The organism is Acidovorax sp. GW101-3H11 (assembly GCF_001633105.1).
Classification (GTDB): Bacteria; Pseudomonadota; Gammaproteobacteria; order Burkholderiales; family Burkholderiaceae_C; genus Acidovorax.
This window is the reverse complement of the sequence record NZ_LUKZ01000012.1, coordinates 212,496-228,462: the sequence shown is the minus strand read 5'-3', so window position 1 is coordinate 228,462 and position 15,967 is coordinate 212,496. Positions and strand designations below refer to the sequence as shown.

Genomic DNA, 15,967 nt, shown 5'->3' with positions numbered 1-15,967 from the left:
TGGCGCCTGTCTATAAAGCGCAATTAGCTATGACTTTGATAGCAATCATTCTGGCCACACTGGCCGCAGGCATTGGCAGCGTGTGGCTGGCCGCACTGCTCATGCGGCTGGGCCTGGGCGGGCGGGCCGACAGTGTGGGCCCGCAGCACCTCCTTAGCCTGGCGGCAGGGGCCCTGCTGGCCACGGCTTTCATGCACCTGCTGCCCGAGGCGTTCGAGAGCCAGGCGGGTGCGCACGACCTGTTTGCCACCCTGCTGGTGGGCGTGGTGTTCTTCTTCCTGCTCGACAAGGCCGAGCTGTGGCACCACGGGCATGAGCACAGCCACCCCGCGCCTGCCGCACAGGACCACGCCCACGGCCAGGGGCATACCCACGATGCCCACCACGGCCATGACCATGGCCATGCGCACCACCACCATGGCCCGCGCTCGGGCGGCTGGGCCGTGTTGACCGGCGACAGCGTGCATTGTTTTGGCGACGGCATCCTGATCGCCTCGGCCTTCCTGGCCGACATCCGCCTGGGGGTGATTGCTGCCGTGTCGGTGCTGGCGCACGAGGTGCCGCACCACATGGGCGATCTGGTGGTGCTGCGCCAGACCAGCACCAACCGCCGCATGGCGCTGGTCAAGGTGTCGCTGGCGGGCGCGGTGACGGCGCTGGGCGGGGTGGTGGGCTACTTCCTGGTGGGGCAGCTGCAGGACTTTTTGCCGTACTTCCTGGCCGTGGCGTCGAGCAGTTTTGTGTATGTGGCGCTGGCCGACCTGATCCCCCAGCTGCAAAAGCGCCTCACGGCGCGCGAGACCATTGCGCAAATCGCCTGGCTGATCGCAGGCATGGTGATCGTGACGCTGGTGAGCGGCGCGGCGCACGCGCATTGACGGTGAATCGCCCCTGCGCAATGCGCAGCCCCCGTCAGCGCGGGGCGGGGGGCCTGGGTTTCAGGTAGAAGGCGTTGCCCTGGCGCGCCGATCTGGAGGGCACCACATCCAGCACGGCCGCGTGGCGCTGCAAGGCCAGCACGCCGGTGTGGCTCAAAAAATTGCCATTGCTGCGGCGGTGTGGTTCGTACCGCGCCCCTTTCCCTTCGTTGATGAACACGAGGAGAAACTCGCCTTCCGCCACGCTGGCAGGGGATTCTTTCAGGCAGTCAGGCGCCAGATCACCCAGGTCTTTGCAGACAGCTTGCCGGGTGCTGTAGGGGGTGTAGATGCGCACCTGCGTCCACGCAAATTCGGCCGCCCGGGCCATGTCCACCATGCCGCTGTTGCGGGCCTGCTCGCCAATGCGGTCAGACACGGTGGGCTGGCCACAGGCCGCCAGACCCAGCAGGGCTACACAAGCCCACGGCCAGGCGCTATGGCGCTGCAGCGGAGCTGCGGACCGGCGGTTCACGGCGGCCTGCCCGGGGTTGGTGGATGGGAGATGCTGCATTTCAAATAGGTTCGCAGTGGCTGGCACGCTCTTGTGCTTGGGGCCAGGGGGAGTGATGCAGATCAGTCAGCGTAAGTCCCTGCCTGCCGGATCAATGCGCCCCAGCGGTCCACCTCGGAAGACAGCTGAGTGCGCAGGCCCTCTGGCGTTTGCAGTTCTGGTTTGACGACCACCACCCCCACGTCATCCAGCCGCTTGATGAGTGCAGGGTCTTTCAACGCCGCTTTCAGCGCCGTGTTGAGGGCTGCCAGCACCGGGGCGGGTGTGGCCTTGGGGGCATAGAGGCCGTGCCAGACCACCACCTCGAAGTCTTTCAGTCCGGCCTCGCGCAGCGTCGGCGCATCCGGCAGGGGCTTGAGCCGTTCGCGGGTGGTGACGCCGTAGAGCTTGACCTTGCCCGACTTGATGTGTTGCACCGTCTGCATCGACTGGTCGCACATCAGGTCCACCTGCCCGCCGATCAGGGCGGTCAACGCAGGCGCGGTCCCCTGGAAGGGCACGGTCGTGCTCTCGGCGCCCACCGCCTGCTGCAACAGCATGCCGCACAACTGCGACGCCGCACCCAGCCCTGCGTGCGAGAGGTTGACGGCCTTTCCTTCCCGCTTGAGGTAGCTGATCAACTCCTGCGGGGTTTTGGCGGGCAGGTCGGGGCGCCCGATGACCGTCATGGGCACATCGGCCACCTGGCCAAGGTATTCGAAATCCTTCAGCGGGTCGAAAGACAGCTTGCGGTAGAGGCTGGGCGCGGTGGACATGCCGATGTGGTGCAGCAGCAGCGTGTAGCCGTCCTTGGCAGCGCGTGCCACCGAGGCAGAGGCCACCGTTCCGCCTGCGCCCGCACGGTTTTCCACGATCACCGTCTGGCCCAGGCTTGCGCCCATGGACTGCGCCAATGCGCGCCCCAGCAGGTCCGTCGGGCCACCGGCCGCAAACGGAATCACCAAGGTGACGGGCTTGGTGGGAAAAGCTTGTGCATGTGCGCCGAAGGAACCCACGGCCGCGACGGCCGCCACCAGCGCCAAGACGCAGCGCTGCAAGAAGGCCGCTCGTTGCGGTGCGGCGGCGGTTGTGGTGGCGCCTGCGGCGCGGGCAATGGGCCAGGGGAGGGAGTTGCGCATGGTGCTCCTTGGAACGGTGAAGAGGTTCGCCGGAGTATCTGGCGCAGGTATTGCGGAAACAATCTGCTGACTGTGAAGCTGTTATTCACACTTTGTGTTGAATGGGTGCCCAAGTCGGCGCCTGCAGCGTGCCGGTGGTGCTCCATTTGCGCAGGGGCTTCTGGGCGAGGCGCTCAGGCCATGGGCGGTACCGAGGGCGCGCTCCGTGAGCGCTGCCCATGCCGCGCAGAAAAGTGCGGTGAAGGCCCAGCAGCGCGGGTTCAGCGCGCCAGCTCTTCCCGCACCGCCGCCACCTGCCTGCGCGACACCGCCAGCAGCTCAGTCGATCCCTGCAGCCGCACGGCCCAGCCTTCGCCTTCTTCGGGGTCGTAGTGTTTTTCGAGCGCGCGCACGGCGCGGCGGGCCACCAGGGCGTTGCGGTGGATGCGCATGAACCGGGGGGCGAACTTGGCTTCGATCTCGCTGAGCGAGCCGTCCATGATGTAGCTGCGGGTGGGGGTGCGCACGGTCACGTACTTTTGTTCGGCCTTGAAGTACAGCACCTCGGCCAGGGGCAGGCGCTCGGTGCGGCCCCGGTCCTGGATCAGCAGGGTTTCGCCCTCGGGCACGCTGGGGGCTGCGGCCGGAGCCGGGGCGCGGGCGCTGCGCTGCACCTTGGCCAGCGCCTGCTGCAGGCGCTCGCGGCGCACGGGTTTGGTGAGGTAGTCCACGGCGTCCAGTTCGAACGCGCTCACGGCATGGTCGGCATGGGCCGTGACAAACACCACCGCCGGGGGCTGGGGCAGGGTTTGCAGTGCATGCGCCAGCGAGAGGCCGTCCTGCCCCGGCATGTGGATGTCCAGCAGCACCAGGTCGAACGCCCGCCCGCCCGTGGGGCCGAGCTGCGCCAGGGCCTCGCCCGCGTTGGCGGCCTCGGCCACGGTGATGCGCTGGGTGTCCGTGCAGTCGGACAGCAGGGTGCGCAGGCGGCTGCGGGCCAGGGCTTCGTCGTCAACGATGAGGATGTTCATGGGCGGTCAAAGGGTGGGTAGTCATCCAGGGGCGCATGCTCGTCAGGGGCGGGCACCGCGCCCCGGCGCAGCGGTGGCGCTCCCCGGCGCACGGGGTGCCGCGCGCGGGAGGGGGGGCCGGGGTTCTTTTTGGGCTCGGGCACGGGCAGTGAAATGCGCACCTGGTACAGGCCATCCTGCACGCCCGCCGTGAATTCGCCCTGCACGTCGTGCAGCAGTGCCAGCCGGGCGCGCACATTGGCCAGCGCAATGCCATGCCCCTTGCTGCTGCCCGCACCGCCGTCGTCCGGCGTGCCATGGCGGCCATCCTTGGGGGGCAGGGTGTTGGTGATGCGCACCACCACGCGGCTGCCGCGCAGCTCGGTCAGCACCCGCAGCTTGCCGCCGCGCGCACTGGGCTCCACGCCGTGTTTGACGGCGTTTTCGACCAGCGGCTGCAGCAGCAGCGGGGGCAGGCGGGCGGCGTCGGTGCGCGGGTCCAGGTTCCACTGCACCTGCAGGCGTTTGCCAAAACGCACCTCCTCGATGGCCAGGTAGCGGCGCGCGAGCGTGATCTCTTCGGCCAGTGTGACCGATTCGCCTTGCTCCACCAGGGCCACGCGGAACAGGTCGGAGAGGTCTTCCAGCAGCGACTCGGCCTTGGCCGGTTCTTCGCGCACCAGGGCGATGGCGCTGTTGAGGGTGTTGAACAGAAAGTGTGGGCGGATGCGCGACTGCAGCTCGGTCAGGCGCGCCGTGGTGGCGGCTGGGGTGCGGCCCCGCGCGCGCAGCACCAGGGCTGCCACCAGCATGGCGGCCAGCAGAGCGCCCGTGGCGGCACTGGCCAGCCAGGGGGGCGACGCAGCCATGCCCACCAGCGCCAGCATGCCGCACCCGTAAGCCCCGGCCAGCGCTCCCAGCAGCACACCTGCCGCATATTGTTGCGCGGTGGACAGGCGCTGCAGCACCGTCTTGAGGCTGCAGGCCGTGATGAGCCACACCAGCGTGGCGGGCAGGGCGCCGCCCGTGAGCAGCGCCAGGCTGGCCAGCCATTGCAGCGGGCTGCTGGCGCCATACATGGCCCCCACGCCCACCACCACCTCCACAAACAGCACGGCCCGCAGCACCACGCCCACCTGGCAGGCGTCGAACACCAGCGCCCGCCCACCCGGCCCGGCGCCCGCAGCGGCCCGCACGCTGCGCGCGGAGCGTTCTGGAGGGGCAGAATCCGGCAGCGGGGGCTGGGTCGATAAAATTTGCGTGTTTTGCATTGCGGCGCCCGGGTAGTCCGGGTGTCTGAACCTCCGGATTATTGCCCTCCTTATGTCCAAAGCCCAAGCCACCAGCGCTGACTCTGCGCCGTCCCACAACCAGCTCGACACCAAGGCCCAGGCCTGGTCGGCGCTGTTTTCCGAGCCCATGAGCGACCTGGTCAAGCGCTACACCTCCAGCGTGTTCTTCGACAAGCGCCTGTGGCAGGCCGACATTGCGGGCAGCCTGGCGCACGCCGAAATGCTGGCGGCCCAGGGCGTGATCAGCGCAGAAGACCACGCCTCCATCCAGCGCGGCATGGCCCAGATCACGTCGGAGATCGAATCCGGCGCCTTTGAATGGAAGCTGGACCTGGAAGACGTGCACCTGAACATCGAAGCGCGCCTGACTCAGCTGGTGGGCGACGCGGGCAAGCGCCTGCACACCGGCCGCAGCCGCAACGACCAGGTGGCCACCGACGTGCGCCTGTGGCTGCGCGGCGAGATTGATTTGATTGGCGACCTGCTGAAAGAGCTGCAGGTGTCGCTGGTCGATGTGGCCGAGCAGAACGTCGAGGTGATCCTGCCCGGCTTCACCCACCTGCAGGTGGCCCAGCCCGTGAGTTTTGGCCACCACATGCTCGCCTATGTGGAGATGTTCAAGCGCGATGCCGAGCGCATGGCCGATGTGCGCCGCCGCACCAACGTGCTGCCCCTGGGCTCGGCGGCCCTGGCCGGTACCACCTACCCGCTGGACCGCGAGCGCGTCGCCAAAACCCTGGGCATGGAGGGCGTGTGCCAGAACAGCCTGGACGCCGTGAGCGACCGCGACTTCGCCATCGAATTCACCGCCGCTGCCAGCCTGTGCATGGTGCACGTGAGCCGCCTGTCCGAAGAGCTCATCATCTGGATGAGCCAAAACTTCGGCTTCATCAAAATCGCCGACCGCTTCACCACCGGCTCGTCGATCATGCCGCAGAAGAAGAACCCCGACGTGCCCGAACTGGCACGTGGCAAGACCGGCCGTGTGGTGGGCCACCTGATGGGCCTGATCACCTTGATGAAGGGCCAGCCCCTGGCCTACAACAAGGACAACCAGGAAGACAAGGAGCCGTTGTTCGACACCGTGGACACGCTGAAAGACACGCTGCGCATCTTCGCCGAGATGGTCGGCGGCCAGTTGAACCCCGCCACGGGCAAGAAGGAAGGCGGCATCACCGTCAACGCACCCGCCATGGAGCAGGCCGCGCTCAAGGGCTACGCCACGGCCACCGACCTGGCCGACTACCTGGTGAAGAAGGGCCTGCCCTTCCGCGACGCGCACGAGACGGTAGCCCACGCGGTGAAGGCTGCCACTACTCATGCATGCGACCTGTCGGAGCTGCCGCTGGCCGTGCTGCAGGGCTTTCACCCGGCCATCGAGAAGGATGTGTATGAGTGCCTGAGCCTGCGCGGCTCGCTCAACGCCCGCAACACGCTCGGCGGCACCGCGCCTGCGCAGGTGCGCACCCAGCTGGCGCGCCACCGCGCACGCCTGGGCTGAACGCCTGCGCTGCTGCACCGCTGTGGCTTTTTTTGTGGCCGCAGTCGGTGCCGCCGTATGGATGCCCGGATGCCCGCGTTCGGCGGGCCTGAATCTTGCACCGGGTCTTGACGGACCACCACCCCTTTCCGGAGTTTTTCCATGACAACGACCCGCCGCAATCTGCTGTCCCGCTTAGTGCGCACCGGTGCTTTTGTGGGCGCTGCGCTGGCCGTGGGCCTGGCATCGGCCCAGACGCCCAAGCCCATCCGCCTGCTGGTGGGTTTTCCACCCGGCGGCGGCACCGACGCCATTGCGCGCACGCTGGCCGAAAAACTCAAGGACGAGCTGGGCCAACCCGTGGTGGTGGAGAACCGACCCGGCGCGGGTGGCCAGATCGCCGCGCAGGCGCTCAAGGCCTCGGCGCCCGATGGAACCACGCTGTTCCTCACCCACGACCACACCATCTCCATCCTGCCCCAGGTGGTGAAGAACCCCGGCTTTGACCCCGCGCGCGACTTTGTGGCGGTGGGCGGTTTTGCCACCTTTGTGAATGCGTTCGCTGTGTCGGGCGGCACGCCTGCGAAGTCGTTCACCGAGTACGTGGGCTGGATCAAGGCGTCCGGCGGTGGCAAGGGCGCGGTGGGCATTCCTGCCCCGGCGTCCACGCCGGAGTTCCTGGTCAAGCTGATCGGGCAGAAGTACCAGCTGGACCTGGTCTCGGCGCCTTACCGGGGCAGTGCACCCATGATGGCCGACATGCTCGGCAACCAGATTGGCGCGGGCGTGGCCTCGGTGCAGGACTTCATGGAGAACCACAAGGCTGGCAAGGTGCGTGTGGTGGGCGTGCTGGGCACCAAGCGCCAGGCTGCCATGCCCGACGTGCCCACGTTCGACGAGATGGGTCTCAAGGGCTTTGAAGACCTGCCGTACTACGGCATCTATGCACCCACCGGCACGCCGCAGAAGTTCATCACCGACTTCTCGAATGCGTTGGCCAAGGTGGTGGCCCAGCCCGATGTGCGCGATCACCTCACGGCCATGGGCCTCACGGTGGGCCACATGTCGCCCCAGCAACTGGCTGCGCGCGAAAAGGCATACACCGAGGCCTGGGCGCGCATCATCAAGACCAGCGGCTTCGTGGCGCAGTAAGCAGGCGGGCCCTGGGCGGGGCGGCAAGCCTAGCGCACGCTGTGTTCGCTTATGCTGTGCCCGGCCTCCGCGCTCCGGGCGCAGTCTCGGTATGCAAGGGGCCGCTTTTTTGCACTCCTTCTTTCCCCCATGCCCACCAGCCGCCTCCCTTCCAACTGGATCCAGCATCGGTACCTGCCCCTGGTGGTGGGGGCATGCAGCGGCGCGCTCGCGGCGCTGCTGGCCTGGGTGGTCATTGACATCTCGCACACCAAGGCCCGGGCCGAGATCGCGGCCCAGGCGCAAAGCCATCTGCTGCAGATCCGTGACCGGCTGGACAGGCAACTGCAAAGCACCTTGTCGGTGCCCGAAACGGTGGCCGCCTTCATCGCCGCGCAGGGCAGCATGGCGCCCGACATTTTTGCCACCGTGGTCGGCCGCCTGCTGGAGCACCAGCGCAACATCCGCAACCTGGCGCTGGCGCCCGACAACGTGATCGCTGATGTGTATCCGCGTGTGGGCAACGAGCGCGCCATCGGCCTGCGTTACCTCGACAACCCCCAGCAGCGCGGCGCGGTGGAGCGGGCCATCCAGTCCCGCCGCACGGTGGTGGCGGGCCCCATCACCCTGGTGCAGGGCGGGCTGGGCATCATCAGCCGCACGCCGGTGTTTCTGGCCCACCCGCCCGAGAGGCCGCCCGTGGGCGGGCCGCAGTACTGGGGCATTGTGTCGCTCACGGTCAATGCCGACACCTTGTTTGCCGATGTGGGGCTCAGCACGGAGCAGATGGGGTTCCAGGTGGCGGCACGGGGCCTGGACGCCATGGGGGCGCAGGGGGCAGTGTTCATTGGCCGCCCCCAATTGTTTGACGAGGCGCCCGCCACGCTAGATGTGCCCCTGCCCGGTGGCGGCAGCTGGATCCTGGGGGCCGTGCCCAGTGGCGGCTGGGTGGCGGCAGGCCGTGCACCCACCCTGGTGGTGATGTTGGCCTATGCGTTTGCGCTGGTGCTGGGCCTGCTCAGTGCGCGGCTGGTGAGGGCCCACCAGCAGGTGCTGGCCCTGGCCAGCCACGACCGCCTCACGGGGCTGCCCAACCGGCGTTTGTTTGAAGACCGCCTTTCGCAGGCGGCCTTGGCGGCCTACCGCGACCACCGTGCGGGTGCGTTGCTGCTGGTGGATCTGGACGGCTTCAAGGCCGTGAACGACAGCCAGGGCCATGGCAGCGGCGACCAGGTGCTGGTGCGCGTGGCGCAGCGCCTGTCGGGCCTGGCGCGTGCCAACGACACGGCGGCCCGGTTGGGTGGGGATGAGTTTGCCCTGGTGCTCAATGCGGTGGATTCGCCCGATGCGGCCATGGAAATGGCCCACAAGGTGCTGGCAGCACTGGTGGCGCCCATCGGGCTCGACAACGGCCAGCATGTGCTGATTGGCGCCAGCATCGGGGTGGCTCTGTTCCAGGGCCCTACGGTGGAGGCGCTGTCTGCGTTGATGGACCGTGCCGATCGCGCGCTCTACGCCAGCAAACACGGTGGCAAGGGGATGGCCACGCTGGCCGATGCCCCGGGGGGCGCCGCAGCGCAGCCGGGCTGACCCACGCGGGGCAGGGCGCCTGCGGGCGCACAAGCCTGTAGGTAGGTCTTTTCCCCTCGGTTTGTTTTTAGTGCAGGGCCACCTGCGGCTCTGCCCGGGGCGTGCCGCCCAGGCCCTGGCCCATTTTTTTGCCCGCCTCGGGCGGTGGCAGCACGGCGGGCAGGCCCAGCGCCTGGATGGCCAGCTCGCGGTGCCAGCCCTGGATGTGGTGCAGGTGGTGTTCTTCGTTTTTCTCCACGGCCTTGAAGGCCGCCTTGAGCGTCTGGCCCACGTCGCCCACCGCCACCCGGGCCACCCGGCCCAGCAGCTCCCACTGGGCATGGTTGCTGGTTTCTGTGTGCAGCACACATTCGCAGGCCACACGTTGGGCGGTGTCCGGGTCGCAAGTGCGCTGGGCCGTCTCGATGGCCTGCACCCATGTGTCACCCAGCTGCCGTGTCACGGCCCGCGCGGCGGTGGGGGCGTCCGGGTCCAGGCCGAGCGCATCGCACATGCGGCGCACCACGCCCTGGTGCGCCTGGCTGTCCCGCAGGTAGCCCTGCCATTCCTTCTTCAGGGCCGGGTGGTGGGCGCAGGCGAGGGCGGCGCGGTACACCCGCTCGCCCACCTGTTCGGTCTCCATCATCTGCAGCACCAGCTCGTCCAGCTGGTGGCTGTCGTAATGCACGCGGTTCATGGCATCTCCTTGCAGTGTGGTTGGCATGGGCCGTGCGCCGAAGGGGCCGCGCAGCGCAGCAGCTTGGAGCCAGTGTGCGCACTTTGGCCGGGCCTGTCCATGGGGGAAAAAGCCCGATGGCCGCCTTGTTTTCGGCATACGTAAGCGCTTGCAACGCTGCGCTGGCGGTGGTGCCGTTTTGTTACGCTCGCAGGTCGTGCAATTCCCCTTCCCCCCGCGGGGCCACTGGGGACGTCCGCCCTGGTTCCTTCGGAGGGGAAAAATGAACAAAAAACAATGGATGCTGGCGGCCAGCCTGTCGCTGGTGGCCTGGGGGGCGCAGGCCCTGCAGATCAGCAGCTTTTCGCCGCAGGGCGAAGTGGCGCAGGTGCGCCAGGTGGTGGCCAAGTTTGATGCCGCTGCCGTCAACTTTGGCGATCCCAAGGCTCCGGCGCCGCTGACCCTGAGCTGCAGCGACGCCAGCGCGGCCAAAGGCACGGGCCGCTGGACGGGCGAGCGTGAATGGGTGTTCGACTTCGAGCGCGACCTGCCGCCCGGCGTGCGCTGCACCGCCACCGTCAAACCAGGGTTCAAATCGGCCCTTGGGGCGGATCTGGTGGGCGTTAAAAGCTATCAATTCAATAGCGGCGGCCCATTTGTGCAGGTTATTCGCCCGAACACCTACGAACAGATCGACGAAGAGCAGTTCTTTGTGCTGCAGCTCAATGGCCCGGCCACCACGGCCAGCGTCCAGTCCAATGTCTGGTGCACGATGGAAGGCGTGGGCGAGCGTGTGCCGGTGCGTTTGATCGAGGGCGCGCAGCGTGCCGAAATCCTGAAAACGCTGGGCCTGGACAAGAGTGCTGCCAAGGAGCCACTGCAGTACGCCACGCTGGCCTGCAACCGGCGCTTCACCTCGGGCTCGCGCATGCAGATCGTGTTTGGCAAGGGCGTGGCCACGCCCAGCGGTGTGCCCAACACGGTGGAAAAGCGCTTCGACTTCAAGGTGCGCGAGCCGTTTTCGGCCGAGTTCAGCTGCGAACGCGAGAACGCCCAGGCCGCCTGCCTGCCCATCCGCCCGCTGCAACTGTCCTTCAACACGCCGGTGCCGCGCAGCCTGGCCACGGCCATCCGCCTCAAGTCGGCCAAGGAAACCCTCAAGCCCCAGACCGATGGCGGCATCGAAAGCCAGAAGGGCGATGCGCTGGTCAACAGCGTGCAGTTTGCCGCGCCGCTGGCCGAAAACACGGCCTTCACGCTGGAGCTGCCCAAGGACTTCAAGGACGCCTCGGGCCGCCCACTGCGCAATGCCGAGAGTTTCCCGCTCAAGGTGTCCACGGGCGGCATGCCGCCCCTGGCCAAGTTTGCGGCGGCGCCGTTTGGCATCGTCGAGCGTTTTGCCGAAGGCCCTGCGTCGGACAAACCACCCGCGTTGCTGCCGGTGACCTTGCGCAATGTGGAAGCCGCCCTGCGCGTGCAGGGCCTGCAGCCAGGCACCCCCGGTGCGGCCGCCCCGGCGGGCAAGGTGAGCACGCTCCAGCCCGGCACCGACGCCGAGATCATTGCGTGGTTCCGCAAGGTCAAGCGCTATGACAACTACCTGGTGGACCGTAAGCAGGCGCGCCAGGACGTGACCGGCCCGCTGCCCAAGGTGCTGGACGATGAGCGCAGCCATGTGCAAAGCCGCATGGTGTCGCTGCTGGCCGGCAAGGGCGGCGTGAAGACGCTGGACCTGCCCAAACCCGCGAGCAACGACCCGCGCCCGTTCGAGGTGGTGGGCATTCCGCTGCCGCCGGGCTTCCATGTGGTGGAGATCGCATCGCAAAAGCTCGGCGCCTCGCTGCTGGACGACCGCCACGGCGAGGGCCGCACGATGTATGTGCGCACCTCGGCGCTGGTGACCAACCTGGGCGTGCACTTCAAGCTGGGCCGCGAGAACGCCATGGCCTGGGTGACCACGCTGGACAAGGGTCAGCCCGTGGCGGGCGCCAAGGTGCGTGTGTCTGACTGCCGGGGCAACGAGGTGGGCAGCGCCACCACCGACGCCCAGGGCGTGGCCCGGATAGAGGGGCTGTCGCCCGAGGCGCCCACCTGCAGCGGCGATGACTGGACCCAGGCCTATTTCGTGAGTGCACGCTCCAAGGGTGCCGACGGCGTGGAAGACATGGCCTTCACCTGGAGCGACTGGCAGCGTGGCATTGAGCCCTGGCGCTTCAACGTGCCCACGCACACCGGCCCGCGCCCCACCGAGCGGGCCCACACCATCTTCGACCGCACGCTGTTCCGCGCAGGCGAAACCGTGTCGATGAAGCACCTGCTGCGCACCGAAACCCGCAAGGGCTTTGGCCTGCCCGACGCGCGGCCTGAAACCCTGGTCATCACCCACCTGGGCAGCGGCCAGCAGTTCACCCAGCCGCTGGCCTGGCGCGGCACCGCCACCGGTGGCCTCAGCGCCCAGAGCAGTTTTGCCATTCCGCCCGCCGCCAAGCTGGGTGTGTACCAGGTGGAGTTGCGCAACGATGTGGACAACGAACGCAGCTTCGGCTCGGGCGAGTTCCGGGTCGAGGAGTTCCGCCTGCCGGTGCTGGAGGGCCGCATCGCGCCCGCCGACAAGAAGGCACTGGTGCGTGTGCGCTCGGTGCCCACCGATGTGCAGATCAACTATGTGGCCGGTGGCGGCGCGGCCCACCTGCCGGTGCGTGTCTCGGCCATGGTGCGCGGCAAGACCCTGCAGTACAGCGACTACGAGGCGTTCAGCTTCACCCCGCCCCGCAAGCGCGATGCGTCCAATGCCAGCAGCGACGACGAAGAGGCCACCGCCAGCCAGGATGCGCGTGTGATTGCCGACAAGCTGCCCCTCACCCTCAACAAGGACGGCGCGGGCAAGGTCACCATCGACAACGTGCCCCAGGCGCGCCAGCCGCAGGAGCTGGTGATGGAAGCCACCTACGCCGACCCCAACGGCGAGGTGCAGACCCTCCGCAGCGTGCAGGCCCTGTGGCCTGCGGGCGTGGTGGCCGGCATCAAGACCGAGGGCTGGGTGTCGGCCCGCCAGAAGATCCGCTTCCAGGCGCTGGCGCTGCAGCACGCGGGCAAACCCGCGCCCGACACTGCGCTGCAGGTGCAGGCCGTGGCGCGTATCACCACCACCACGCGCAAGCGCATGGTGGGCGGCTTCTACAGCTACGACAACCAGACCGAAACCAAGGACCTGGGCACGCTGTGCAGTGGCAAGGCCGACGCGCGTGGCCTGCTGCTGTGCGAATCCAAGCTTGACGAACCCGGCGAGGTGGAACTGGTGGTGACGGCCACCGACAAGGACGGCAACACCAGCGTGGCCGCGTCGTCGGTGTGGGTCACCCGCCAGGGCGAGCTGTGGTTTGGCGGCGAAGACCACGACCGCATCGACATGTTGCCCGAGAAGAAGAGCTACCAGCCCGGCGAGACCGCCAAGTTCCAGGTGCGCATGCCGTTCCGCTACGCCACGGCGCTGGTGGCGGTGGAGCGCGAAGGCATCATCGACACGCAGGTGGTGCAGCTCAACGGGCAGGACCCCACGGTGAGCCTCAAGATCCAGCCCGAGTGGGGCCCCAACGTCTACGTGAGCGTGCTGGCCCTGCGCGGCCGCCTGCGCGAGGTGCCGTGGTACAGCTTCTTCACCTGGGGCTTCAAGTCGCCAAGCGAGTGGTGGACGTCCTTCTGGTACGAAGGCCGTGAGTACCAGGCGCCCACCGCGCTGGTGGACCTCTCCAAGCCCGCCTACCGCCTGGGTCTGGCCGAAATCCGCGTGGGCACGCAGGCCCACCAGATCGATGTGAAGGTGCAGGCCGACAAGGAAAGCTATGCCGTGCGCGGCAAGGCGCAGGTCACCATCACCGCCACGCTGCCGGGTGGCAAGCCCGCCGCGAATGCCGAGGTGGCCGTGGCCGCCGTGGACCAGGCGCTGCTGGAGCTGATGCCCAACAACAGCTGGAACCTGCTCGAAGCCATGCTGCAGCGCCGCAGCTGGGGCGTGGAGACATCGACCGCGCAGATGGAAATCATCGGCCGCCGCCACTATGGCAAGAAGGCCGTGCCCGCAGGCGGTGGCGGCGGCAAGGCGCAAACGCGTGAGCTGCTCGACACGCTGCTGCTGTGGCAGCCCGCCATCCAGCTCGATGCCAACGGCCAGGCCAAGGTGACGGTGCCGCTCAACGATGCCCTGACCACCTTCAAGATCGTGGCCGTGGCCGATGCGTCCACCGGCCTGTTTGGCACCGGCAGCACCAGCATTCGCGCCACGCAGGATCTGCAGATCATCAGCGGCCTGCCGCCCCTGGTGCGCGAGGACGACCAGTTCCGCGCCCAGCTCACGCTGCGCAACACCACCAAGGCCGCGATGAAGGTCGAGGTGGCGCCGCGTGCCACGCTGCTCGACCTGAAACCGCAAACCGTGGACATCCCCGCTGGCGAATCGCGCGAGGTGGCCTGGAACGTCACCGCGCCCGCGCAGCTCGCGCAGACCCGCACCCAGGCCATCCTGTGGGAGATCGAGGCCAAGGACACCGTCAGCGGCGCGCGCGACGCGCTCAAGGCCAGCCAGAAGCTGATCCCCGCCGTGCCGCTCACCGTGCAGCAGGCCACGCTGGTGCAGGTGGACGGCAGCTTCAACCTGGACGTGAACCCGCCCGCCGATGCGTTGCCCGGGCGCGGCGGCCTCAAGCTGGCGCTGCAGCCCAAGCTGGCCGAGGGCCTGCCCGGCGTGCGCGACTGGTGGGCCCGCTACCCGTTTGCCTGCCTGGAGCAAAAGACCAGCAAGGCCGTGGGCCTGCGCGACGGCGCGCTGTGGCAGACCGTGGTGGCGCAGCTGCCCACCTACCTCGACAGCGACGGCCTGGCCAACTATTTCCCGCCGCGCGACGGCGACAGCAACCGGGGCAGCGACACGCTCACTGCCTACGTGCTGGCCGCCACGCACGAGGCCGCCTCCATCAACCCCGCGTTTGCACTGCCGGACGACGTGCGCGCCCCCATGGAGCGCGGCCTGATCGCCTTCATTGAAGGCCGCATCGAGCGCAGCTTCTGGAGCCCGCGCAAGGACCTGGACATGCGCAAGCTCGCTGCCATCGAGGCGCTGTCGCGCTACGGCAAGGCCCAGGGCCGCATGGTGAGCAGCATCACCATCGCGCCCAACCAGTGGCCCACGCATGCGGTGATCGACTGGGTGAATGTCTTGAAGCGCGTGGCCGATGTGCCCCAGCGCGACCAGCGCCTGGCCGAGGCCCAGCAGATCCTGCGCGCGCGCCTGTCGTTCCAGGGCACCAAGCTCATCTTCAGCACCGAGCAGGACGACTACTGGTGGTGGCTGATGCAAAACGGCGACGTGAACACCGCGCGCCTGATGCTGGCGGTGATGGACGACCCGGCCTGGAAGGACGACATGGGCCGCCTGGCCAACGGCTTCATCAGCCGCCAGCAGGCGGGTGCCTGGCACACCACCACGGCCAACCTGTGGGGCGGGCTGGCGCTGGAAAAATTCAGCGCCAAGTTCGAGGCCGTGCCGGTGTCCGGCACCACCAAGGCCAGCATGGGTGGCAATGCTGCCAGCGTGGACTGGAGCAAGGTCGAGCGAGTGAAGACCAGCGACCTGACCGGTGCGCCTCACCAGGGCACCTGGTTTGGTGCGCCCGCATCGCCGGGCAACCTGAAGAACAACGGCATGTTCCTGCCCTGGAGCAAAACAGGTGGCAAGGAGCAGCTCGCCGTCACGCACCAGGGCCCCGGCAAGCCGTGGCTCACGCTGCAGTCGGTGGCGGCCGTGCAGCTCAAGGCGCCGTTTGCAGCAGGCTATGCCATCACCAAGACCATCACGCCGGTAGAGCAGGCCAACAAGTCGCTGCCCGCAGGCCAGTACACACGCGGCGACGTGCTGCGTGTGACGCTGGAGGTGAACGCCAGCGCCGACATGACCTGGGTGGCCATCACCGACCCCATCCCGGGCGGCGCCACCATCCTGGGCAGCGGCCTGGGCCGTGACTCGGCCATCGCCACGCAGGGCGAAAAAGCGCGCACCGGCCCCGGCTGGCCCGCGTTCGAGGAGCGCAGCTTCGAGTCCTTCCGCAGCTACTACGAGTACCTGCCCAAGGGCACGGTCAAGATGGAATACACCGTGCGCCTGAACAACGTGGGTGACTTCGCGCTGCCCCCGAGCCGGGTGGAAGCGATGTACGCGCCCGAGATGTTTGGCGAGTTCCCCAACGCGCGGGTGAAGGTGGAGGCGGCCCGGTAGGCCGCAGCGCCAT

10 protein-coding genes are annotated in these 15,967 nt (G+C 68.0%); 5 read left to right on the top strand and 5 right to left on the bottom strand.

The genetic code is table 11. The features are described 5' to 3' along the window. Window positions 1-29 precede the first annotated feature (29 nt). Window positions 30-878, top strand: a complete 849-nt coding sequence (locus A1D30_RS13655; RefSeq protein WP_063461259.1) for a ZIP family metal transporter — start codon at window positions 30-32, stop codon at window positions 876-878. Window positions 879-912: 34 nt separating this feature from the next. On the opposite strand, the gene A1D30_RS13650 is transcribed toward A1D30_RS13655, so the two are convergent. The 4 genes from A1D30_RS13650 to A1D30_RS13635 all read right to left on the bottom strand — a co-directional run bounded on the left by A1D30_RS13650 (window position 913) and on the right by A1D30_RS13635 (window position 4,809). Next, complete coding sequence (locus A1D30_RS13650) at window positions 913-1,431, bottom strand: hypothetical protein (protein WP_063461258.1); 519 nt, start codon at window positions 1,429-1,431, stop codon at window positions 913-915. Between the two features lie 62 nt (window positions 1,432-1,493). Next, window positions 1,494-2,549, bottom strand: a complete 1,056-nt coding sequence (locus A1D30_RS13645; RefSeq protein ID WP_082836449.1) for a tripartite tricarboxylate transporter substrate-binding protein — start codon at window positions 2,547-2,549, stop codon at window positions 1,494-1,496. A gap of 260 nt (window positions 2,550-2,809) precedes the next feature. Continuing rightward, window positions 2,810-3,559 carry a LytTR family DNA-binding domain-containing protein gene (locus tag A1D30_RS13640; RefSeq protein WP_063461257.1) on the bottom strand — a complete coding sequence of 250 codons (750 nt, stop codon included), beginning with the start codon at window positions 3,557-3,559 and terminating at the stop codon, window positions 2,810-2,812. Continuing rightward, window positions 3,556-4,809: a histidine kinase gene (locus tag A1D30_RS13635; RefSeq protein WP_063461256.1), complete on the bottom strand. Its 1,254-nt coding sequence runs from the start codon at window positions 4,807-4,809 to the stop codon at window positions 3,556-3,558. The genes A1D30_RS13640 and A1D30_RS13635 overlap by 4 nt, the downstream gene beginning before the upstream one ends. 52 nt (window positions 4,810-4,861) lie before the next feature. On the opposite strand from A1D30_RS13635, the gene argH reads away from it, so the two are divergent. From argH to A1D30_RS13620, 3 genes are all read left to right on the top strand, one after another. Further along, window positions 4,862-6,331, top strand: coding sequence for an argininosuccinate lyase (argH, locus tag A1D30_RS13630; protein WP_063461255.1), 1,470 nt, complete (start codon window positions 4,862-4,864; stop codon window positions 6,329-6,331). Between the two features lie 141 nt (window positions 6,332-6,472). After that, entirely contained in the window at window positions 6,473-7,462 is a 990-nt protein-coding gene (locus A1D30_RS13625) for a Bug family tripartite tricarboxylate transporter substrate binding protein (RefSeq protein WP_063461254.1), read from the top strand. 129 nt (window positions 7,463-7,591) lie between these two features. Continuing rightward, entirely contained in the window at window positions 7,592-9,031 is a 1,440-nt protein-coding gene (locus A1D30_RS13620; protein ID WP_063461253.1) for a diguanylate cyclase, read from the top strand. A 67-nt stretch (window positions 9,032-9,098) separates the two neighbouring features. On the opposite strand, the gene A1D30_RS13615 is transcribed toward A1D30_RS13620, so the two are convergent. Continuing rightward, entirely contained in the window at window positions 9,099-9,707 is a 609-nt protein-coding gene (locus A1D30_RS13615; protein ID WP_063461252.1) for a hypothetical protein, read from the bottom strand. 262 nt (window positions 9,708-9,969) lie between these two features. Here A1D30_RS13615 and A1D30_RS13610 point away from each other — a divergent pair, with 262 nt between their 5' ends. Beyond that, entirely contained in the window at window positions 9,970-15,954 is a 5,985-nt protein-coding gene (locus A1D30_RS13610; protein WP_063461251.1) for an MG2 domain-containing protein, read from the top strand. Window positions 15,955-15,967: the final 13 nt, after the last annotated feature.

What these genes read in the sequence shown, in the direction of transcription:
- A1D30_RS13655 (WP_063461259.1), top strand. Translation starts at nt 30, where the DNA reads ATGACTTTGATAGCAATCATTCTGGCCACACTGGCCGCAGGCATTGGC.
- A1D30_RS13650 (WP_063461258.1), bottom strand. Translation starts at nt 1,431, where the DNA reads ATGCAGCATCTCCCATCCACCAACCCCGGGCAGGCCGCCGTGAACCGC.
- A1D30_RS13645 (WP_082836449.1), bottom strand. Translation starts at nt 2,549, where the DNA reads ATGCGCAACTCCCTCCCCTGGCCCATTGCCCGCGCCGCAGGCGCCACC.
- A1D30_RS13640 (WP_063461257.1), bottom strand. Translation starts at nt 3,559, where the DNA reads ATGAACATCCTCATCGTTGACGACGAAGCCCTGGCCCGCAGCCGCCTG.
- A1D30_RS13635 (WP_063461256.1), bottom strand. Translation starts at nt 4,809, where the DNA reads ATGCAAAACACGCAAATTTTATCGACCCAGCCCCCGCTGCCGGATTCT.
- argH (WP_063461255.1), top strand. Translation starts at nt 4,862, where the DNA reads ATGTCCAAAGCCCAAGCCACCAGCGCTGACTCTGCGCCGTCCCACAAC.
- A1D30_RS13625 (WP_063461254.1), top strand. Translation starts at nt 6,473, where the DNA reads ATGACAACGACCCGCCGCAATCTGCTGTCCCGCTTAGTGCGCACCGGT.
- A1D30_RS13620 (WP_063461253.1), top strand. Translation starts at nt 7,592, where the DNA reads ATGCCCACCAGCCGCCTCCCTTCCAACTGGATCCAGCATCGGTACCTG.
- A1D30_RS13615 (WP_063461252.1), bottom strand. Translation starts at nt 9,707, where the DNA reads ATGAACCGCGTGCATTACGACAGCCACCAGCTGGACGAGCTGGTGCTG.
- A1D30_RS13610 (WP_063461251.1), top strand. Translation starts at nt 9,970, where the DNA reads ATGAACAAAAAACAATGGATGCTGGCGGCCAGCCTGTCGCTGGTGGCC.